This is a genomic window from Dysgonomonas sp. 511 (assembly GCF_010501105.1).
Taxonomy (GTDB): domain Bacteria; phylum Bacteroidota; class Bacteroidia; order Bacteroidales; family Dysgonomonadaceae; genus Dysgonomonas.
The window spans coordinates 170,013-192,189 of the sequence record NZ_QVMQ01000022.1; the positions used below are offsets into that span (position 1 = coordinate 170,013).

Sequence of the window (22,177 nt, forward strand, 5' to 3'; positions counted from 1 at the left end):
CAAAAAGATACAAATAAATGCATTATTTAATACTTTTGTAAAAATGAGAAAAAGAAAGCCGGTTTTCGAACAGGTTTTTATCTTTTATTGCAGCAAAATATTTTTGAGGCACCGATCATGCAAAAAAAAAAATAACCTTAAGATAATTATCCTAAGGTTATTTTTCATTAAGAAGAACTCTATTACTGTAAAGCAGAAGCTCCTCCGATAATATCAAGCAATTCGTTCGTTACAGCTTGCTGACGCGATTTATTGTACTGGATAGTCAACTCCTGCACTAGCTCGTCGGCATTGTCCGTAGCTATCTGCATAGCAATTACACGGGCGGCATGCTCAGAAGCATTGGCATCGAGTAGCGCAGCAAAAAGCCTTGAGTAAAGGACTGTAGGAATCAAGTTGGAAAGTATTTCTTCCTTCGATGGCTCCAGAATATAATCAGCGTTTGCAGGCTCGTTTTCTCCTTGCTTTTCTTTAGACTGGCCTAAATCGAAGGGAAGGAACGGCACCACCTGCAACTTTTGCGAACCTGTGGATATAAAATGATGATAAATCAATATTACCTCATCCAGTTCTTTTGCTATATATTTATTGATCAATTCTTTTGCCAAGTCCTGTACAGCCTGATAAGATGGTTTATCGGCCATATCGCGAAAATCACCTTGAACATCTACGCCTTGTTTCTTCACGGCATCGGCAATCTTTTTACCAACAGGATAAACAAGGACATTCTCTTTACCTAAGGATTTTTTTTGCGTATAAACCGAATTAAACTCCTTTATCACATTGGCGTTATATGCCCCGGCTAACGACGAATTGGAAGCAAAAACCACTATCGCAGATCTCTTAGTTTCTCTCTTTTGGATAAAAGGAGACTCATAGCTGGTGTCCGATGCCAGAAGATTAGTCAGTATTGCATCTAACTTTTGCTGATAAGGCAAAAAATTAGTAATGGCAGACTGAGCCTTATGCAATTTGGCCGATGCTATCATCTTCATTGCCGAAGTAATCTTCTTTGTGCTTTTTACCGAGCCTATTCGCGTTTTTATTTCCTTAAGAGATGCCATAATTCAATCAGTTTTTATATTGAGAAGATACATCCGAAGCTACTTTCCTTAGCGTTTCTTCAATACCCGCGTCAATAATTCCTTTTTTCAGTTGGTCGAGCACATCTGCCTGATGTTGCATTTCGAGTGTGCGCAAAAACTGAGTTTCAAAATCGTGTACTTTATCTATAGGTACATTCCGCAACAAGCCATTAGTACCACAATAGAGAATGGCAATCTGTCTTTCGACAGGCATTGGCGAATATTGCGATTGGATAAGCAACTCCGTATTCTTCTTTCCCTTGTCTATTGTCATAGCCGTTACAGGGTCGAGGTCACCACCAAATTTAGTAAACGCTTCCAATTCACGATATTGCGCTTGGTCTATCTTCAATGTTCCGGCAACTTTTTTCATAGCCTTCACCTGAGCCGAACCTCCTACACGCGATACTGAAATACCAACATCAATAGCAGGACGCACTCCCGAGTTGAACAAGTCTACATCGAGGAAAATCTGCCCATCGGTAATCGAAATCACATTGGTAGGGATATAAGCCGAAACGTCTCCCGCCTGAGTTTCAATAATAGGTAATGCGGTAAGCGAACCCCCGCCTTTTACCTTGCCTTTGAGACTTTCGGGTAAATCGTTCATTTGTTCGGCAACTTCCTGTTGGCTGATTATTTTTGCGGCACGTTCCAATAGGCGCGAGTGCAGGTAGAATATATCTCCCGGATATGCTTCACGACCCGGAGGACGGCGAAGAATCAACGATACTTCGCGATATGCTACGGCTTGCTTCGACAAATCATCGTAAACCACCAAGGCATGACGGCCCGTATCGCGGAAATATTCACCGATAGCAGCTCCGGCAAATGCAGAGAAATATTGTAGGGCAGCAGGCTCGGCAGCCGTAGCCGACACAACAATGGTATAGTCCATTGCGCCTTTTTCCCTTAGAGTTTCCACTATATTGGCTACAGTAGAAGCTTTCTGACCGATGGCCACATAGATACAATATACCGGGTCGCCGGCTTCGTAGTTTGTTCTTTGGTTGATAATAGTGTCTATCGCAATGGCAGTTTTTCCGGTTTGGCGGTCGCCAATAATCAACTCGCGCTGCCCACGTCCGATAGGGATCATGGCATCCACCGGCTTAAGCCCTGTTTGCAACGGCTGGGTTACCGGCTGGCGGTATATTACACCCGGAGCTTTGCGCTCCAACGGCATTTCGAGCAATTCGCCGGCAATAGGCCCTTTTCCGTCTAATGGCGCACCAAGAGGAGTGATTACACGCCCAAGCATACCATCGCCCACGTTGATGGAGGCAATCCGTTTGGTACGCTTTACGGTATATCCTTCCTTTATCCGGTCGGATGGACCAAGCAATACGGCTCCAACGTTGTCTTCTTCCAAGTTCATCACAACGGCCATAATACCGTTGTCGAACTCTAGAAGCTCGTTGGCTTCCGCATTTTTCAGCCCGTATATGCGAACAACACCATCGCCGACATTGAGCACAGTACCCACTTCGTCGAACTGGACGCGGCTACTGATATTCTCAAGCTGCATTTTCAGCACGTCGGAGACTTCACTTGCTTTTATATTTTCAGACATATATTTTTTCTGGTTACGAGTTACAAGTTACGAGTTACAAGTTTTTAGTTAACAAGTAGACAGGTAAACGAGATACAAGTTGTTTTTAATATTACAGCCTATCTGCTAATTTGCTCGTTGGCATATTAACATTCTGGCACATTAGCTAATCTTACTGTTATCGGCGATAAGTTGCTGCCTGATACGCTTCAGTTGGCTCTTTACACTGGCATCGAGCCTGTATGTATCGACATAGAGGATAAACCCACCTTCGATATCTGGATCTACACTTGTTTCGAAATCGAGTGTGCCCGGCTTAATCTTCTGCAATAATCCTTTCATCTTTTCAGCAACGGATTTATCTACAGGGGTAGCTGTCACAAGTCTGCCCATATTCATATCCTTCATCTCACGATACATATCTGTGTACGACAGGGATATGTTGTGTAGGAGAGTTTCTCTCCTGTTTTTGAATACGAGATCCATGAAACGGCCAAGCGGTTCACTTATTTTTCCTCCAAGTACAGCTTTTACAAGTCCCAGCTTATCATCTAAACTCAATATGGGATTATCCATTGCCATATGTAATTTAGGCTCATGAGCAAAGGCCGATGCTATCGTTTTCATATCTTCGTACAAAGCATCTTCTACCTTTTGTTCTTTAGCATACAACAACAGTGCCTTGGCATATCGCTTAGAAATCATCCCTTCATTCATAACAGTTAAGATTTTGAGACCATGGCTTCATCTACCAGGCGATCAATCATTGACATTTGTTCTTTAGGGTCTTTCAGAGATTCGCGAAGGACTTTTTCGGCCACACCTACCGACAGTTCTGCTACCTGGCGACGGATGTCGCGTATAGCCTGGTCTTTTTCGGCCTGTATTTGCTTCTTTATTTCCTCCATCTCTTTAGCCCCTGCAGCTTTGGCTTGTTCACGCGCTTCGGCAATAATGCGGTCGCGGGTGTCGGCAGCCTCTTTCAAGATTTTCACCTGCTCCGTTTTAGCCGATGTCAGTATTTCATCGCTTTTCTCTTTTATTTCAGCCAATTGTTGATTGGCTTTTTGTGCATTTGCCAACGATTCTTCTATATAGCTTTTTCTTTCTTCCACCATTTTGGTAATCACAGGGAAACCAAATTTGGCAAGTATGAAAAAGACTATACCGAACGACAAAAGCATCCAAAAGAGAAGGCCGGATTCAGGTAATAGTAAATTCATATTTTATTTACGTTTTTGTTTGATTAAAGGATAAATCCGCAAACTACGACAGCAAACAGGGCAACCCCTTCGACAAGAGCCGCAGCGATAATCATTGATGTACGGATATCACCTGCTGCATCGGGTTGACGCGCAATACCTTCCATGGCAGAGCTACCAATCTTACCGATACCGATACCTGCTCCGATCACAGCTAATCCTGCTCCAAGTGCAGCACCAAAACCTGTTAAGCTAGTTGCAGCTTCTGCTGCTTGTAATAAAGTTGATAGTAACATAATCTTATTATTTTTAATTGGTTAATTTATTTGGTTACATTTTTTTAGTTAACGAGTAGTCAAGTAAACGAGGCACAAGTTATTTTTAATATTATTATAGCCTATTTGCTAATTTACTCTTTGGGATATTGGCTTATTAATGTTTATGCGGTTCTACTTGCGCCAGACCGATAAACACAGCCGACAACATAGTAAATACATATGCCTGTATGTATGCCACCAGTATTTCTACAAAGCTGATAAAGATTGTAAGCAATACCGAAACCACTGTCATCGACGAATTTACGACTGTACCAAGATTTGCAGTCACAAATATCAAACAAGTCAGACCAAGCACGATAGAGTGTCCTGCCAATATATTGGCGAAAAGACGGATCATCAATGCAAATGGTTTTGTAAACACGCCAACCAGCTCGATAGCCGGCATAATAGGTATCGGCACTTTGAGCCATGTAGGCACATCGGGCCAGAATATTTCGCGCCAATATTCCCTCGATCCGAAGATGTTTACAATAAAGAAAGTAAACAAAGCCAATACCAGCGTAACGGCAATATTACCAGTTACATTAGCCCCTCCGGGAAAAATAGGGATCAGTCCCAAAATATTGTTGAAGAATATAAAGAAAAACACCGTCAACAGGTAAGGTGAGAATTTCCTGTAATTCTTACCCACACAAGGCTTTATGATATCATCCTGAACGCTCATGATGAACATTTCCATGAATGCCACAAAACCTTTTGGCGCTTTATGCTCACCGCTTTTGGCTTGTTTCTTATACCAGTTGGCTACCGACATAACAATCAAGAGCAATAGTATAGAGCTAATGATCAAAGCTGTAGCATTTTTTGTAAGGGAAATATCCAAAGGACGCACCTCTTCTCCGGCAGCATTTTTTTCTACTATCTTTCCTTTATATCCTCCTTCGGGTGCAAGATAAAATCCATTGTAGGAATCGTGCCCGTGGTGAAATTTGGATGACATGAAAATATGCCAACCGGATGTCTCGCCTTTTACTATTACAGGCAAAGGAATGGAAAGATGGAAGTCTCCGAACGATGCCATATGCCATTCGTACGAATCGGCAAGGTGGTCGAGAATCAGTTCCTTCACATTCAACTCTTCCTCAGCTTCTTGTCCTCCGGCTGCAACAGCAGGTTGTATTCCTGCTATGCCGGCCAGCAAAACCAAAGCTAATATGTATTTCAAATAGTTTTTCATCCTATTGTTGTTTGTTCTTTAAACGTTTTTCTATCTTCAGGAATAATATGGCTTCTATAGCCAGGAAAAGGAGATAGAAAATCATAAATACGAGGACAAAGCTTTTTATATTTTCTTTTATTACAGCGGCATAGATACCGACAAAAATAAGGGATGCAAAAATCTTCACCACCTTTGTCAGCATGTAAGTATTTAACATTTGCCTTTGTGTAACTCTGCGGCTTGCCGATTCGGCATATATGATGACGAGCGACTCCAAACCTAAGAAAAAGAGCAGGATACCTTCGAACCAATTGGGATAATATTCTGGGAATACATAGTACAGCAATGCTCCTATGGCAGCCCCTGCAATCATCCCGAATGCCAGCAACGAAGTTATAAGTTTAGCTCTAAAAAAATTCATCCTTTCAAATAACGCATACTGTTACAACACCATTATTGACTTCGGCAATACCTCCTTTTACATCCAGTGTTTTCTCACTGCCTCCCTCCGCATAGACTATCTGTCCCTCTTTCAAGGGAGATATCAGCGGGGCATGGTCGGGATATACACCAAAGCTACCCGAAACACCGGGCATGGTTACAGAAGATACGGCTCCCGAAAACAAATTCTTTTCTGCCGATATAATATTAAGTTGAAGTTCCGTTTTTTTCATTTTCAATTACAAGTTACAGGTTATAAAACAGTTACAAGCAGACAGGTAACACATAAACCTTATTTTGCACATTTTCTAATCTGCGAACTACTCTCAATATATTATCCCTTAGCTTGAGCAAGAATCTTCTCGCCTTTGGCTATAGCGTCTTCGAGGGTACCAACATTAAGGAACGCCTGTTCCGGCAAATGGTCTACTTCACCATCCAGAATCCTCTTGAAACCTTGAATTGTATCCTGAATATCTACAATCACACCCGGCACCCCTGTAAATTGTTCTGCAACGTTGAACGGCTGAGACAAGAATCGTTGTACACGACGAGCACGGTTTACTGTCTGACGGTCTTCGTCTGAAAGCTCTTCCATACCCAAGATGGAAATAATATCTTGCAATTCTTTGTTACGCTGAAGTATTTGTTTTACTCGCTGTGCTATATCATAATGTTCCTGCCCTACAACCATAGGATCTAAGCTTCGCGATGTAGATCCAAGTGGGTCTACCGCCGGATAGATACCTAGCTCTGTAATCTTACGGTCGAGCACGGTAGTGGCATCCAAGTGGGAGAAAGTAGTTGCGGGAGCGGGGTCGGTCAAGTCATCGGCAGGTACATACACAGCCTGCACGGATGTAATAGACCCGTTTTTGGTAGAAGTGATACGCTCTTGCATAGCTCCCATCTCTGTAGCCAATGTAGGTTGATACCCTACTGCCGAAGGCATACGCCCTAGCAATGCCGACACCTCAGAACCAGCCTGGGTGAAACGGAATATATTGTCGATAAAGAAAAGTATATCTTTTGGCCCGTCAGATTGTGCATCGCGGAAAGATTCTGCTATTGTAAGTCCCGAAAGGGCAACATCGGCACGTGCGCCCGGGGGCTCGTTCATCTGCCCGAAGACAAGGGATATTTGAGATTTCTCCAATTCTTTAGGGTCTACTTTCGACAGATCCCAATGCCCTTCTTCCATGCTTTTTTCAAATTCTTCGCCATAACGAACAACTTTCGATTCTATCATTTCGCGTAGCAGGTCGTTACCTTCGCGGGTACGCTCCCCTACTCCGGCAAACACTGAATATCCATTGTGTTTCTTGGCAATGTTATTGATAAGCTCCATAATCAACACCGTCTTACCTACTCCGGCACCTCCGAAAAGGCCGACTTTCCCTCCTTTGGCATAAGGAGCAAGCAAGTCTATCACCTTAATACCAGTAAAGAGTACTTCGCGTGTAGTTTCCAGTTCGTCGAACGCGGGTGGTTCGCGGTGTATAGGCGCACCATCTTTTTTGTCGAGAAGCGACATTCCATCAATAGTATCGCCAACCACATTCATCAGGCGTCCTTTCACCTGCGAGCCTGTCGGCATTTTTATTGGCGAACCTAACGGTTTAACTTCTAACCCGCGGCTCAATCCGTCGGTACTATCCATAGCAACTGTACGCACAGTGTCTTCGCCTATATGTTGCTTAACTTCAAGAATGAGGGACTGTCCATCAGCTCTTTTAATTTCGAGGGCGTCGTTGATATTCGGCAGATTGTTGGCCGGATCGCTGGTGTCGAAAAACACATCGACCACAGGCCCAATTATCTGAGATATATGCCCGGTTATTTGTGACATAAGCTTTTGAATTATATTATTATATTATTTTTGTTCCTTCTTTTGTTTTGTGTCAGCCTGATATACATCATCTATTCGATACAGAAAGCGAGTCGCAGATTTTCCATAAATCTACACCCGGCAATAAAGATAAATAGATGGATTTGAATTATGGTACCAGACGTTTCTATACCTTAAATAAAAGCATGACAAATATAATCATTATAATCTTTTTATAATACATTTGTAAAACAAAATAATAAGTAAGCTTATTATTTTTAAACGTTAGTTAACTATTGACTCTATAACATTTATTTTATGATATCTGTTCTCTTTTCCTGGCTGATTATATTCTTTGTATTATATTCTTTTGGAGAGATATTTATTGCAATTTATAGAAAGATATGCAAAACGACCGAAAACTATAATACTGTAGATATAGCACTAATTGGCCTTTGCTTTACCGTCCTTTTACTTTCTATTTCATCATTGTTTATACCTTCAAACCATTATATATTAATCTCTTATTGTATTATTGCAATATTGTATTGGTGGAAAAACAAGGAAGCTCTGGCTGAGAAAATAAAAAAGGGAAAAAGCTTCATCAAAAGATTAAGCACAATAGAGAAATGTGCAGCCATACTTCCTGTCGTTTCTTTACTGCTTTATTGCTATATCCCCGATCAGTTTTACGATGCCGAATATTATCACTATCAACAAATAAGATGGAACGAGGAGTTTAAGGTTGTGCCGGGGCTAGCTAATCTGGAAGATCGCTTTGGTTTCAATTCCAACTATCTATTGGTATCTGCCATTTTCACATTCCGTTTCCTGTTCAAGGAAGCCCACTACACATTGCAATCTGTAGTATTTCTGTGTATGATCTACTGGACACTAGCCTCCTTTATAACATCGGGGCATAAGGTACAATATATAGTCCTTTTCTTTTTATTCTCGCTTGTCTTCCTTACACAAAGCTATATGTTTGGAGCTTCCAGTACAGATATTATCCCCATCTTATGTAGTTTGTACTATCTGACTAAAATAATAATCTCGCCTGATGTTGTAAAAAAACAACCGCTGCTTATATTTCTTCTTCCGGTATTGCTGGTCACCTTTAAACTTTCTTCCGGCATTCTAGGCCTAGTATGCATATACATATGTGTGTATTTAATTAAGCAGAAGAAATATAAACATTTTTTATTTTTGCTGTCTGCCTCTGTTTTTATCATAGTCCCCTGGCTCATCCGCAACATCATCGTTTCGGGATATCTGGTATATCCGGTATATATTGTTGATATATTTTCTTTTGACTGGAAAGTTCCTGAAACATCTACCATACTGCAATATATACATGTAGAAAACTATGCCAAAGATATGTTTTCACTCACGTTTCACAATTTCTTATCCCTAAAACCGGGCGATACTATAAACTTCGTTTTTTTCATAATAATATCTATATCACCTCTTTTCGTCTCCTATCTATATTGGAAAAATAAGATAGTAAATAGATACCTTGCCATCTACCTTTTCATAATGACATGTATCATTTTCAGTCTCTATACTGCTCCTGATTTTCGTTTTTTTTATGGCTATTTATTAGCCGGAATTTTCCTTTTATATATTCTTATTTTTCCATTACAAGGCAAAAGCAGGCGTATTTCAATTTTAGGGAACTGCTCATTCTGCCTCATTATATCCGCATGGCTTTTTCTGTCGGTCAACAAATTTATAGATGCAACAAACCATATCAACCTGCAATTTACAAAGATATCGGACATTGCAATGCTGTACAGACAGAGAGGTGTAAAGATATTAAGCAGCTTTCGCGAATATAAGCTAGGAGAGCATACGATATATATTACATATAAGAAAGAGGATAACCGAACCTTTGATGTAATACCCGCAACATCTCCCTATGGCATACCTTACGAACCGTTTATTGGTTTAAGAATGCAGGATATAAGGACAATAGAAACCAGAGGGGAAAATATAGGCGATGGATTCAGAACTAAAAAAGAATATATAGATATTATAGAACGTAATAGGGAAAAGTATATTGAAGAGTATTATTTATATTGGAAAAACACACAATAGCATAATATTCAAACATTTACACTCAACAAAAAGAGGCAATCACAATGATTGCCCCTTTTTGCTATAAAAACACAGGAATATTAAAATTTATATCCTAACGTAAGCAGTCCCTGAAATGTATTATCTTTCCACGATGCTTTACTAGAATCATCGTACACATATATATCTGCTTTTTGCTGTCTCATCACAAACGCCAGATCGGCATAGAGGCTACGGGTAAACCTATACCCCAACCCGTAAGTAAAATAATGAGTATCCTTATCGAGTGTGAAATGAGTAACCGAACCAACAGTCATAACCTCTTGTTGGTTATCTTGAAACTCTTTTGTCATCGGGCTTTGCTGCCATGAATAGCCGACACGCCCCGAGAATTGGTTTGTAAAGCGCATTTCCAGTCCGGCACGAAGAGTAGAAGCCATACGGAAATGGTTTTCTATATCTGAGTTTGCACCAACATAGGCATTCCCATCATCATCATGCAACTTCATGTTTTTATAATTGGTCAGAACATAATCGGCAGAAACTGTCAACTTTGGAAATAGCCCTTCTCCCGGATCGAGTAAAATGCCTGCAAGGCTGAATGTCCATCTGTCGGGAGTACGCAAACGGTAATCTTCCGATTGGAAACGTCCGGTCTCTATTATCGTATTACCTGTAGGAGCAGGAATGATGCCCGTCATTTTTGGCGAGTATGCTGCACTATAATAATCCGTCATATTATACCATGTAGGCGAATGGTAAGCCATACCCAGACGCAACTGATGTATTGGTTTTACAATAACTCCCAGCCCAACCTGAATACCGGAACCATCCGTTTCCAGTTCATTAAACAAAGTATAGTTATTAGAAGCATAAGCTTCGGACAGTTCCGAATATAAACGGTATTTCAAATCCGTAATAGACAGGGTAAGCCCGGCACTAACAATATCTGAGAATGTTGTTCCTACATTGAAGTCGTAAGAATCGACAGAACCTTTTTCGCGTACATACAGATAGTTATCAGCCCCTTTAGGTATTCCACCTATAGTAAAAAATCCTTTATCGTCGTATCCGAAGAAACCGGCATTTGCACCCAGTACCGCCAGCCAGTCGTAATTTTGAAGAGGATAAATATCATCATCATCATCGAATAACAATTCATTTGGATCGTCATTTTTCAAAGCCACCCCATTCGCCCTATAAGTCATATAATCAGTGAGAGTAGCATCTGGATTGGCTACTTCCATAGAATACTGCCTGTGAAAATTCTTCAAACGATTGTAAGAAAATCCAAAATTTATAAGAGGGGCGACATCGCTGGCAATAGGAAATGTAGCCACAAAGGCCAGATTGTCGAAGTTCACCTTGAATTTGCTTTCATCAAACTTTCCAAAACCAGACTCTATTTTTGTATTTGTATTTTGAAAGTTCAGTGTCGTTACAATTTCAGATGATTTATAAACACCTATACCCGCCGGGTTGATAGATATAGCCGAAATATCGCCACCCAAAGCCCCCATAGCACCACCCATAGACACCGAACGAGCCGTTCCTGTCAGGTCTTTCTGAGACAACTTATATGCATCCATTTCTCCTTGGGCAAATACAGAGCCCATAGATAACAGCAATGCTGAAACAAATAAAACTTTACGCTTCATAATATTGTTATTTTACATTTTCAAAAAAGCTGTTTCAGAATTATAGCATACTTGAAACAGCTCTTTATATTGATTTATTTTCACTCTAATATGAACTTATCTACCACGTCCTCCACCTCTGCTGCTTCCTCCACCGGAAGAACGGCTGCTGGATGATGAACCTCCTCCCGAACTGTAAGACCCTCTTGAGCTACTGGACGACGATGAGCCGCTATAGCTTGGACGGCTGGAACTCCTGCTAGAAGATGATGATCCGCTGTAACTAGGACGAGAGGAACTACTGCTAGAGGATGAACCATTGTAACTAGGTCGCGAACTAGGACGAGAAGATGAACTACTGCTCGATCCGCTATAGCTTGGACGAGAGGAAGAGTTACCAGAACCATTATAACTCGGACGGGTACTAGGACGGGAAGATGAAGAACTTCCTACACCAGACTCTGAACGGTTGCCACTCCCTGTAGACCCATTGTAGCTAGGGCGAGTACTCGGACGGGTTGTTGTACCTTCATAACTTGGTCGGGTACTTGGACGGCTCGAGTTTGACCCATTGTAGCTTGGACGGGTACTAGGACGCGTTGATCCTGTTCCATTATAACTCGGACGAGTGCTCGGACGGGTAGAACTATACGACGGACGCGAACTTGGACGCGAACTAGAATAAGATGGACGGGAACTAGGGCGTGATGTTGCATAAGAACCTCGTCCTCCATAGTATCCATTATATCTCGATCCGTAATAAGTACCTCTCGAACGTCCGGCACTACCATAGTAAACCGGTCTTGAACTATAATGATGATGGTGGTGGTGTCCGTAGTAAGGACGATGCCATCCCCAACTCCAACTGCTGTAATACCATGGATCGTGCCATCCCCATCCCCAACTGGAATAGTACCAAGGACGACTCCATCCCCAACCCCAGCTGCTGTAATACCAAGGGTCGTACCACGGATCGTAGAATGGGTAATAAGAGGCGAAACCTCCCCATCCCCAACCGATATTGAAACTCCAGCCTCTGTTGCGGTAGTAGTTGCTGTAAAGGTCGTTTGTCACATAAACATTGATTTCATTATCACTCGAAATCTTTACACTATTTGCCGGATCGTGGAATTTCACTATACGGTCGGTGTATTGATATGCTTGATATTCTGCATCATCATATGCTACAGAGTCTTGTGGGGTATTGTCATATACCTCGACAGAACCTCCCCTGCGATTGTATGCATCTACATCTATGTTGACATTACCTACAGTTTCCATAGTTACGTCGCCATTATTGCGAACGACAAGGACTTGTTTTTGATTAACAGGCCTTTGCGAAACTGTATTCTTTACTTCCTTCTTTTTGTTGTCAGATTTAGAAGTAGCATAGACATCATCCCAGTCTTCCTGTGCAAATGCAAGGAAGGGACATGCAGCTATCAGGAACGTCAATAATAAGTTTTTAGCTTTCATAACCTGCTCTCCTTCTATTTTTAGTTTATACTTTTTCTTAGTCAGATTGTTCAGTGTATTTTCGATTCTATATTCAATCTTATCTCTTTGACTCTCTCTTTTCCCAAAGGTTTAATTTACCCCTTAGTTGAGCCCTACACTTTAGAAGCAAATATACGATATTTATATTAAACTGTACATAGAAGATGCCAATAAAAGAAACCTGCTGCACATTTCAGGTATAAATCCACCTACATTTTAATCATCCTTAAGATTATTGTTAAAAGATAAAAAAGCCTTATTCTATTCTACTATCGAATTTAAATATACTTCCAGATTAGTGTAAGATGGGCTTAAGTTATACTTCGCGCCATCCGTCTTATCTTTCGGGTCGAGCCCCTTCTTTGTTTCCCATTCGTCGGGTATTCCATCGCCATCGGTATCAGCAAGTGCTGCCGTCGATTTATATTCAGGCCATCCTCCGACATCTTCCTGGCTGTCGATAATCCCCAATGTGCCGCCTTTCGATCCCTTATAAGTATAATTGCCTTCTTTCACTTCCTTAACTATACGGTCGTCTACAATGTCGCGCTTATATGAAGCACCTGCCCCCTTCAACACCAGATCATAAGCCTGTTGCGCTGTATGTGTTTCGCATTCTGCAATTTTGAATTCGGATAATGATTTACAATCGCTCTCGGTAAAACTTCCATTCGGCGTCATTCCTTTCCAGTTGTTTGCATTTACTTCGCTTATAAGGCTTGTGTATGAAGAATTGGACGATATATATGACGAACTTCCATCGAAAACATTCCCTTTGGCATAAAAATAACCATAAACACCTGCAGCGTTTGTATTACTGCCATCGTCAGCCGATGGCTGGAAGATGCGATAGACCAACGATTTCTTTTGCGCTGTAGAAGGCCCCGGCTTATAATAATTGTTTACAAAGTTGTACGAACCGCCCTCTCCTGCATATCCTCCGTTTGTCGGCCCCCAATTGTAGAAGACATTGTTTCGCAAGTCTACTTTCTCTATTTCAGGCTTACCCGTATAGCGGCTTCCGCAAAGACGTGGCGTGCGGCTTGTATGATGCGCCAACAGATTGTGATGGAAAGTTGCCATATGCCCTCCCCAGATACCACCATAGCCGTGAGAGCCCTTGCCATGCCCCGAATTGGTCAAACTTTCCGACAAGATACACCATTGCATCGTAAAGTTGGCATTGTCGTAAAAAGAAGAACATTCGTCGATAGACCAACTCATAGAGCAGTGGTCTATTATTATATTCTTACGGTTCTTACCCCACAGAGCATCTGATTCTGCCCCCTTTTCATCGCCTAAGCGAAATCGCATATATCTGATTATAACATTGTCAGCCTTAATATTCGTTGCGTAATTCTTCAGGCAGATACCGTCTCCCGGTGCTGTTTGTCCGGCAATGGTTACATTACTATTCTTTATCTCCAGTTCTTTTTGAAGTTCGATAATTCCACTCACAGCAAAGACAATAGTGCGGGTATCGGTCTTATTAATAGCCCAACGCAATGTGCCTGTCGACCCATCGTCTGCCAGACTGGTAACTGTATAGACTGTACCGCCTGCACCGCCTGAGACATATTTACCTGCACCATCAGCTCCCGGAAAGGCCGGCACAGTATCCCTTTTGGGTGTGACATAAGTAGGCAACGACGGGTCGGGAGTAATAACCGGAGGTGTTGGTGTGGGAGTTATATCGTCATCTCCATTGCTGTCGCCACATGCCACAAGCAGGGAGAAACAAAATATAAGAATAGACGCAAAGCGCAGATACTTAGATAGGTAAATATTTTTCATGAGATAGATAAAATTGTAGTTTGCTATTATTTAGTACTACAAATATTATCAATTCCCCTAAAACTAAGCACCCCTTGATACAAGAGAGGTTTATATGCCCCCTGTTTTAAGATAGAATCACCCCCTATCCGACAATATCGAAACGGGCAAATTTCAAGAGTAATTGCTTGACACCGGAATTTTCGAATTCTACAGTTGCCTTACGGCTGTCGGGATCGCCGGTTACAGCAGTTACTTTGCCGATACCAAACCGCTCGTGCTTAATCACTGCACCAACTTCTACTTCCCCGGCATTTTTACCTGCCGATATTTTAGGGCTGGCAATCTTTGTATTCACAAATTTGGGAGGAGCAGCTTTCGGTAAACTGGAGCTGCCTGCACTGGCTACAGAAGAAGTATATGCTGTTTTCTCACTATTATCCTTTGATGAGGAACCGTATCCTCCGCCAAAAGTCCGGCTTTCATAAGTTTCGGGCTTATTGAATACAAACCCTCCGCCCAAAACACCATTACTCACATTGAGGTATGAGGTATCTATGTCTCTCAGGAAACGGCTGGGATTACAGGCATTTATCTGCCCATTACGGAAACGGCTACGGGCATAGGTTATCATACAAAACTCGCGCGCACGGGTGATAGCGACATAAAACAAACGCCGTTCTTCTTCCAGCCCGCGATACTCGTCTTTAGCCATAGCCGAGGGAAAAAGGTCTTCCTCCAAGCCAACGATAAAGACATTGTCAAACTCCAGCCCTTTAGAAGCATGAACGGTCATCATCGTCACCTTCTCCTGTCCGGCTTCTTTGTCTGTATCCTGGTCTGTAAGCAAAGACACTTCGGATAGGAAATCAAGCAATCCAACGCTTTCAGCCCCTTCCTCCTTGCGCGTCTCGCAAAACTCATGTATCCCGCTGAGAAGTTCCTGCAGGTTTTCCTGACGGCTCATACCTTCGGGGGTTTGGTCTTGATATGCTTCGGTAGCAATGCCGCTTTGCTTTACTATTCCGACCGCAAGTTCATAAGCCGACAGATCGTGCAGTTGCTCTATAAAACTCTCTATCAATGTCCTGAAATCTTTCAACTTGCGGGCAGTACCTGCATTTACATCAAGATTGTATGATAATGAATCCCCTATAATTTCCCACAAACTTACATTGTGCAAGCGAGCCGCTGCCAATACTTTGTTCATGGTCGTATTGCCTATACCCCTTGCCGGAAAGTTGATTATCCGTTTAAAGGCTTCCTCATCATTTGGATTGACCACCATGCGGAAATAAGCGATAACGTCCTTTATCTCTTTGCGCTGATAGAACGACAAGCCGCCATAGATGCGGTATGGAATATTTTTCTTGCGCAATGCCTCTTCGAAAATGCGCGACTGGGCATTGGTGCGGTACAAGATTACAAAATCGCCATAAGAGGCATTCTTGTCGCGGCGTATGTCCCATATCTTGTTCGAAACGATTACGCCTTCTTCGAAGTCGGAATAAGCGCCGGCAATCTCAATACGCTCACCCTCGTCATTTTCCGAATATATGGTCTTCTTTATCTGTTCGCTGTTTTGCTGTATCAGGCTGTTGGCTGCATTTACTATATTGCGGGTAGAGCGATAGTTTTGCTCAAGCTTGAAGAGTTTCGACTCGGGATACACTTCCTTAAACTTCAGTATATTCTCTATATTCGCGCCGCGAAACGAATAGATACTCTGCGCGTCGTCGCCTACTACACATACACGATGATGCGCGTCGGCAAGCTGTTTAACAACCAGATATTGCGCAAAGTTTGTATCCTGATACTCATCTACCAGTATAAACTGAAAACGCTCCTGATAATTCTTCAACACTTCCGGATGATCGCGGAAGAGGCAGTTTGTATGAAACAGCAGGTCGTCGAAGTCCATTGTATTCGAAGCTTTCAACCTGTTATTATACTCTTTGTAGATATCTTTTACGACAGGCATTTTCGACCGTCGGTCATACTCTACCAGCTCTTTGTTTGCAGCATACATCTGCGGCGAGATCAGGGCATTCTTCGCATTAGAGATTATAGCTTGCACTCTTGCCGGTTTATAAACCTTATCATCCAATAAAAACTGTTTGATAATGGTCTTTATCAGATTGCGCGAATCGGCTGAATCGAATATTGTAAAATTGGCTGTAAATCCGATCTTCTCGGCTTCGGTTCTCAATATCCTCGAAAATACAGCATGGAAAGTACCCATCCAGAGATAACGGGCATATTGCCAGCCGATAAGTTCGGCTATGCGCTCCTTCATTTCACGGGCAGCCTTATTGGTAAAAGTCAGTGCAAGTATGCTTTGAGGATGAAAGCCCTGTTGCAACAGATAGGCTATCTTATAAGTAAGTACACGTGTCTTACCCGAGCCTGCCCCTGCAATAATCAGCGAAGGCCCGTTTATGTATTCAACAGCTTCACGTTGTTGTTGGTTGAGATTATCAAGTATATTGTCCATATATTTTAAATGCGAAGTGCAAAGATAACTTATAATTAGGATTTAACTGGTCTAGGATTTACAGAATTATCGTATATTTACACTTGATTCCGTATTATCAATAACATAACTAAACTAAACTTATGAAATCAAACTTTCTTTGCCTACTGGCTTTACTACTCATTGCAGGGTGTAGTAAACCAAAAGTAGAAGCAGATTACCAAATTGTGCCTTTACCGCAAACCGTTAACAGTATCGGTGGGCAAGGGTTCGAGCTAAATGGGAAAACCCTAATTATTTACCAGGCAGGAAACGAAGTGCAGAAACAAACAGCGACCTTCCTGTCCGAATATATCAAATACAGCACCGGCCTGGAGCTGAGCATTACAGACACAGATGCCTCCGACAATGCCATCATCCTCAAGACAGGCTACGAAGGTGAAAATGCCGAAGCATATAGCCTGACTGTGAATGCCAATCGAATAGTAATAGACGGAGCCTGCGAAGCCGGTGTATTTTATGGCGTACAAACTTTGCGCAAGGCTATTCCGGTGCAAGACAGCGAAGTTGAGGTCGTTTTCCCTGCCGTGGAAATAAAAGACTATCCCCGATTCGGATACAGGGGTATGCACCTGGATGTCAGCCGTCATTTCTTCCCGCTGGATTTTGTAAAGAAGTACATCGACATTCTTGCCCTACACAACATCAACCGTTTCCATTGGCACCTTAGCGACGACCAAGGATGGAGAATAGAGATAAAGAAATATCCCGAACTTACAAAAATAGGCTCTCAACGGGCTCAAACCCTGATAGAAAAGAAAGACGGAGAATACGATGGCAAACCATATGGCGGGTATTTCACACAGAATGAAGCCAGAGAAGTGGTAGAATACGCCGCCAAACGTTTTATCACTGTCATTCCCGAAATAGACCTGCCGGGCCATATGCAAGCCGCGTTGGCCTCGTATCCAGAGCTGGGTTGCACAGGCGGCCCGTATAAGGTGGCCGAAGACTGGGGTGTGTTCGAAGATGTACTTTGTGCCGGAAACGATACTGTATATACATTTCTGGAAAATGTATTCTCCGAGATTATCGAAATATTCCCTTCCGAATATATCCATGTAGGAGGCGACGAATGCCCCAAAGCCCGTTGGAAAGAATGCCCGAAATGCCAGGCTAAAATCAAAGCCCTCAAACTTGCAGCAGATGCAACCCACACGAAAGAAGACCGGCTGCAAAGCCATATGATCGGCTACGTGGAAAAATTCCTCAACAGTAAAGGCCGCCAGATCATAGGTTGGGACGAAATACTGGAAGGCGGACTCGCTCCCAACGCAACCGTAATGTCGTGGCGGGGCGTAGAGGGCGGTATCGAGGCAGCCAAGCAACACCACGATGTGATAATGTCACCCAACAGTTATATATACTTCGATTACTATCAAGGCGAAGATAAGGATAGCGAGCCTCTGGCTTTCGGTGGCTACCTCCCCGTACAAAAAGTATATAGCCTGGAACCGGTGTCTAAAAGTCTGGCCGACGACGAAAAGAAATACATAATAGGTGCACAGGCTAACATGTGGACAGAGTATATAAACAATACCCAACAGGTAGAATATATGCTCATGCCCCGTATAGCAGCCCTCAGCGAAGTGCAATGGTGCAAGCCTGAAAATAAAGATTACGAAAAATTCTTGCCACGCCTGGCCGGTTTGATGAAGTATTACAAAAAAATGGGCTACAACTATGCAACCCATATTACTGAGATTGCCGCAGAAATAAAACCCGCAGGAAACGAGCTTATCGTAAAGTTGTTCACATACGACAATGCTCCTGTTTACTATACTCTCGACGGTAGCGAACCAACAGAAAAAAGCACAAAATACGAAGAGCCTTTACATATCGGCCAAACAGCCGACATCAAAGCTGTAGCCTATAGAGATAACGAAAAGAGTAAAATATACGAAAAGAAGCTGAATTTTAACAAAGCCACACTAAAAGGCATCGAACTGGTAAACCCAACCCACCAGAACTATGCTTTCAATCCATCCATACTTGTAGATGGCAGAAGAGGCAGCGGCGGGTTTGCCAGCGCCGAATGGCTTGGATTCTTCGGCAACGACTTTATAGGAATAGTCGATCTTGGCGAGGTACAAGAAATATCGAAAGTGGTAACCGGAACATACGAGGTAGAATCTTCGTGGATATTCGGGGCGGTAGGTTACACTGTTGCCGTATCCGAAGATGGCAAGGCATACAAACAGGTATATGACGAAAGTTACCCGGTAATGGATAAGGTACGCCCGACAAGTACTGTCGACCTCACTGCCCAATTTACCCCGGTGAATGCAAGATATGTAAAGATTACCGCCAAGAATACCGGAACTATTCCCGACTGGCATGCCGGAAAGGGTACGCCTGCATTCTTGTTTATAGACGAAATTATGATAGAATAATACATTCCGGAACAAATCGTTCTCGTCAGGAAGGTGTCTCAACAAAAGGCACCTTCTGTTTGTTAAACGGCATTATTATATGCAAATTGTTCTTTTTCATACCGCGTGCAGTATAAAAAGGAGCCGATAATTTAACCATTGATTGGCATTAAGGGCAAAAGAAAATATCAACTGTTGACGAAACGGAAAACTTTATCATATTTTCGATTTCCGAAAGGAATTGATGTCAATTTTTCAAAAAATGAAAAAATATTTAAGTCGCGTTATCTTCTTTTATGTTAATTGAAAGAAATCCGTAACACTTAGGTTGATTTAGAAACAAGAAATAGATAAAAAACACAAAAAAAGGATACTATTTATCACAAAGACAAGTTACTTTTACAATATCAAGATAAGCAAAATATTTTCTTTCGAATATAATAGCTGCTAAGAGTAATAAATGCCAATATATACAGATATAAAAAATATAGTAATACTAGTTTAGATTTTTGATAGTTAAAAGAAAACCGCAAGTTTTGTGTAGTTTGTGAAGTGTAGAGCCATGTGAGCTGTGAAGTTCGCATGGCTTGTTTTTTTGTGGCACAAAATATAACAGACAATTCAAATATCATAAAAAATAAAATCATAAAGAAAACAAACTTTCGTTTTTGAAAGATTTTTGATACATTTGCACAATATTTACGCTCAATATACTAGTTTTAATTTACTTTGTAAACCTAATCAAAATTATATGTGTGGAATAGTTGGATACATAGGCTTTCGCGAAGCCTATCCCATCCTTATCAAAGGATTGCATAGACTCGAATACAGAGGTTACGACAGTGCCGGAGTGGCTATGATAAACGAAGAGAACAAATTGTCGGTCTACAAAGCCAAAGGACGTGTGAAAGACCTCGAAGATTTTGCAAAAGACAAAGACATAAACGGAACAATAGGCATCGCCCATACACGCTGGGCAACACATGGCGAACCCAGCAATACAAATGCCCACCCCCATTATTCACAAAGCGAATCGCTTGCTCTCATACACAATGGTATAATAGAAAACTACGCTGTGCTCAAGGCCGAGCTGATAAGCAAAGGCTATACGTTCCAGAGCAGTACCGATACCGAAGTACTTGTGCAGTTTATCGAATATATAAAGCAAATAAACAACTGTGACCTGTTTACAGCCGTGCAGCTTGCTCTCAATCAGATAGTGGGAGCATACGCCATCGCTGTGATAGAAAAAGGAAACCCCGACCAGATAATAGCAGCTCGCAAAAGCAGTCCGTTGGTCGTAGGGATCGGCGATGGAGAATACTTCCTCGGTTCGGATGCTTCGCCCATCATAGAATATACCAACAAGGTAATATATCTCGACGATGAGGAGATTGCCGTTATCAAGCGTGGCGAAGAACCGAAAATAGTAACCATATCGAACATAGAGAAAACCCATGAGATAAAGGAACTGGAAATGAACCTCAGTCAACTGGAGAGGGGCGGCTACCCGCACTTTATGCTCAAAGAGATATTCGAACAGCCCGAAACGATGATGAACTGCATGAGCGGGCGCATCAATGTGGAAGGCACTAATGTCACGCTATCGGGTATTATTGACTATAAGGAAAAATTCATCAATGCCCGCCGTATCATCATCATAGCATGTGGTACATCGTGGCATGCCGGACTGATAGGCGAATACCTTTTCGAAGACTTCTGCCGCATTCCTGTAGAAGTAGAGTATGCCTCGGAATTCAGGTACAGGAACCCAGTAATACACGCCGACGATATTGTTATCGCCATATCGCAGTCGGGCGAAACTGCCGATTCGCTGGCGGCTATCGAACTGGCACGTAAGGCGGGTGCATTCGTTTACGGAGTATGTAATGTAGTGGGTTCGTCCATACCGCGCAATACAGATTCGGGCTCGTACACCCATTGCGGACACGAAATCGGGGTGGCATCTACAAAGGCATTTACGGCACAGGTTACCGTATTGACTATGATGGCATTGGCTATAGCCAAAGAAAAAGGCACAATAGAATCCGGGCGTTATAAAAGCATTATAAAAGAACTGCAAAACATACCATCGAAAATAGAGAAGATACTCTCGTTGAACGATAAGATAAAAGAACTTTCGCTTATATTTACTTATGCGCAAAACTTTATCTATCTGGGACGCGGCTACAACTATCCTATAGCCCTCGAAGGCGCATTGAAGTTGAAAGAAATATCGTATATCCATGCCGAAGGGTATCCTGCCGCCGAAATGAAACATGGGCCTATCGCCCTTATCGACAACGAGATGCCCGTAGTTTCTATTGCCACACACAGTGCGATATACGAAAAGGTAGTAAGCAACATACAGGAAATAAAAGCACGCAAAGGACGTGTTATAGCCATCATAAACGAAGGCGATGAAACGATGAAAGCTATGGCCGACCATTATGTAGAAATACCGGCTACGTTGGAATGCCTCGACCCGCTACTGACATCCATACCGTTGCAGCTATTGGCTTATCACATTGCCGTGAATAAAAACAGGGACGTGGATATGCCTCGAAACCTTGCTAAATCGGTGACAGTAGAGTAAGCAGGAGATACAAATAAGATATAAGAATATTTTAGGTTAAAGGAAAGCAAATATCCCAGTTATCCTAAAATATTCTTATATTTGCAAA

Annotated in this window: 16 protein-coding genes; 3 read left to right on the forward strand and 13 right to left on the reverse strand. The window is 42.2% G+C overall.

What is annotated here, in order from left to right; translation table 11 throughout:
* Positions 1-182: 182 nt before the first annotated feature.
* From D0T57_RS11165 to atpD, 9 genes are all read right to left on the reverse strand, one after another.
* Positions 183-1,064 (reverse strand): F0F1 ATP synthase subunit gamma, encoded by an 882-nt coding sequence (locus D0T57_RS11165; protein WP_163273572.1) that lies wholly within the window; start codon positions 1,062-1,064, stop codon positions 183-185.
* 7 nt (positions 1,065-1,071) lie between these two features.
* Positions 1,072-2,658, reverse strand: a complete 1,587-nt coding sequence (gene atpA, locus D0T57_RS11170) for a F0F1 ATP synthase subunit alpha (protein ID WP_163273573.1) — start codon at positions 2,656-2,658, stop codon at positions 1,072-1,074.
* Positions 2,659-2,799: 141 nt separating this feature from the next.
* Positions 2,800-3,354 (reverse strand): F0F1 ATP synthase subunit delta, encoded by a 555-nt coding sequence (locus tag D0T57_RS11175; protein ID WP_163273574.1) that lies wholly within the window; start codon positions 3,352-3,354, stop codon positions 2,800-2,802.
* Between the two features lie 5 nt (positions 3,355-3,359).
* The gene (gene atpF, locus D0T57_RS11180) at positions 3,360-3,860 is read right to left on the reverse strand and encodes a F0F1 ATP synthase subunit B (protein ID WP_163273575.1); all 501 of its coding nucleotides are present in this window, start codon (positions 3,858-3,860) and stop codon (positions 3,360-3,362) included.
* Between the two features lie 23 nt (positions 3,861-3,883).
* Positions 3,884-4,135, reverse strand: a complete 252-nt coding sequence (gene atpE / locus D0T57_RS11185) for an ATP synthase F0 subunit C (protein ID WP_006842280.1) — start codon at positions 4,133-4,135, stop codon at positions 3,884-3,886.
* 136 nt (positions 4,136-4,271) lie between these two features.
* Entirely contained in the window at positions 4,272-5,354 is a 1,083-nt protein-coding gene (atpB, locus tag D0T57_RS11190) for a F0F1 ATP synthase subunit A (protein ID WP_163273576.1), read from the reverse strand.
* 1 nt (position 5,355) lies between these two features.
* On the reverse strand, positions 5,356-5,757 hold the full coding sequence (locus tag D0T57_RS11195; RefSeq protein ID WP_163273577.1) for a hypothetical protein: 402 nt from the start codon (positions 5,755-5,757) through the stop codon (positions 5,356-5,358).
* Between the two features lie 4 nt (positions 5,758-5,761).
* A complete protein-coding gene (gene atpC / locus D0T57_RS11200; RefSeq protein WP_163273578.1) occupies positions 5,762-6,010 on the reverse strand; it encodes an ATP synthase F1 subunit epsilon in 249 nt (82 codons plus the stop codon).
* 101 nt (positions 6,011-6,111) lie between these two features.
* The gene (gene atpD, locus D0T57_RS11205) at positions 6,112-7,626 is read right to left on the reverse strand and encodes a F0F1 ATP synthase subunit beta (RefSeq protein WP_163273579.1); all 1,515 of its coding nucleotides are present in this window, start codon (positions 7,624-7,626) and stop codon (positions 6,112-6,114) included.
* 522 nt (positions 7,627-8,148) lie between these two features.
* Between atpD and D0T57_RS11210 the strand changes: the two genes are divergently transcribed.
* Positions 8,149-9,702, forward strand: coding sequence for a hypothetical protein (locus tag D0T57_RS11210; RefSeq protein ID WP_163273580.1), 1,554 nt, complete (start codon positions 8,149-8,151; stop codon positions 9,700-9,702).
* Positions 9,703-9,782: 80 nt separating this feature from the next.
* Here the strand turns inward: D0T57_RS11210 and D0T57_RS11215 are convergent, their stop codons facing one another.
* The 4 genes from D0T57_RS11215 to D0T57_RS11230 form a co-directional block, all read right to left on the reverse strand.
* Positions 9,783-11,339, reverse strand: a complete 1,557-nt coding sequence (locus D0T57_RS11215; RefSeq protein WP_163273581.1) for an OmpP1/FadL family transporter — start codon at positions 11,337-11,339, stop codon at positions 9,783-9,785.
* Positions 11,340-11,435: 96 nt separating this feature from the next.
* A complete protein-coding gene (locus tag D0T57_RS11220) occupies positions 11,436-12,794 on the reverse strand; it encodes a hypothetical protein (protein WP_163273582.1) in 1,359 nt (452 codons plus the stop codon).
* Between the two features lie 282 nt (positions 12,795-13,076).
* Positions 13,077-14,609 (reverse strand): pectate lyase, encoded by a 1,533-nt coding sequence (locus D0T57_RS11225; RefSeq protein ID WP_163273583.1) that lies wholly within the window; start codon positions 14,607-14,609, stop codon positions 13,077-13,079.
* Between the two features lie 124 nt (positions 14,610-14,733).
* Complete coding sequence (locus tag D0T57_RS11230) at positions 14,734-17,082, reverse strand: ATP-dependent helicase (RefSeq protein WP_163273584.1); 2,349 nt, start codon at positions 17,080-17,082, stop codon at positions 14,734-14,736.
* A 122-nt stretch (positions 17,083-17,204) separates the two neighbouring features.
* Between D0T57_RS11230 and D0T57_RS11235 the strand changes: the two genes are divergently transcribed.
* Together D0T57_RS11235 and glmS are read left to right on the forward strand one after the other, a co-directional pair.
* On the forward strand, positions 17,205-19,514 hold the full coding sequence (locus D0T57_RS11235; RefSeq protein ID WP_163273585.1) for a glycoside hydrolase family 20 protein: 2,310 nt from the start codon (positions 17,205-17,207) through the stop codon (positions 19,512-19,514).
* A gap of 730 nt (positions 19,515-20,244) precedes the next feature.
* The gene (gene glmS / locus D0T57_RS11240) at positions 20,245-22,089 is read left to right on the forward strand and encodes a glutamine--fructose-6-phosphate transaminase (isomerizing) (RefSeq protein ID WP_163273586.1); all 1,845 of its coding nucleotides are present in this window, start codon (positions 20,245-20,247) and stop codon (positions 22,087-22,089) included.
* Positions 22,090-22,177: the final 88 nt, after the last annotated feature.

Bases quoted from the DNA above. Each gene is read 5' to 3' on its own strand.
- D0T57_RS11165 (WP_163273572.1), bottom strand. From the start codon at position 1,064: ATGGCATCTCTTAAGGAAATAAAAACGCGAATAGGCTCGGTAAAAAGC.
- atpA (WP_163273573.1), bottom strand. From the start codon at position 2,658: ATGTCTGAAAATATAAAAGCAAGTGAAGTCTCCGACGTGCTGAAAATG.
- D0T57_RS11175 (WP_163273574.1), bottom strand. From the start codon at position 3,354: ATGAATGAAGGGATGATTTCTAAGCGATATGCCAAGGCACTGTTGTTG.
- atpF (WP_163273575.1), bottom strand. From the start codon at position 3,860: ATGAATTTACTATTACCTGAATCCGGCCTTCTCTTTTGGATGCTTTTG.
- atpE (WP_006842280.1), bottom strand. From the start codon at position 4,135: ATGTTACTATCAACTTTATTACAAGCAGCAGAAGCTGCAACTAGCTTA.
- atpB (WP_163273576.1), bottom strand. From the start codon at position 5,354: ATGAAAAACTATTTGAAATACATATTAGCTTTGGTTTTGCTGGCCGGC.
- D0T57_RS11195 (WP_163273577.1), bottom strand. From the start codon at position 5,757: ATGAATTTTTTTAGAGCTAAACTTATAACTTCGTTGCTGGCATTCGGG.
- atpC (WP_163273578.1), bottom strand. From the start codon at position 6,010: ATGAAAAAAACGGAACTTCAACTTAATATTATATCGGCAGAAAAGAAT.
- atpD (WP_163273579.1), bottom strand. From the start codon at position 7,626: ATGTCACAAATAACCGGGCATATATCTCAGATAATTGGGCCTGTGGTC.
- D0T57_RS11215 (WP_163273581.1), bottom strand. From the start codon at position 11,339: ATGAAGCGTAAAGTTTTATTTGTTTCAGCATTGCTGTTATCTATGGGC.
- D0T57_RS11220 (WP_163273582.1), bottom strand. From the start codon at position 12,794: ATGAAAGCTAAAAACTTATTATTGACGTTCCTGATAGCTGCATGTCCC.
- D0T57_RS11225 (WP_163273583.1), bottom strand. From the start codon at position 14,609: ATGAAAAATATTTACCTATCTAAGTATCTGCGCTTTGCGTCTATTCTT.
- D0T57_RS11230 (WP_163273584.1), bottom strand. From the start codon at position 17,082: ATGGACAATATACTTGATAATCTCAACCAACAACAACGTGAAGCTGTT.
- D0T57_RS11235 (WP_163273585.1), top strand. From the start codon at position 17,205: ATGAAATCAAACTTTCTTTGCCTACTGGCTTTACTACTCATTGCAGGG.
- glmS (WP_163273586.1), top strand. From the start codon at position 20,245: ATGTGTGGAATAGTTGGATACATAGGCTTTCGCGAAGCCTATCCCATC.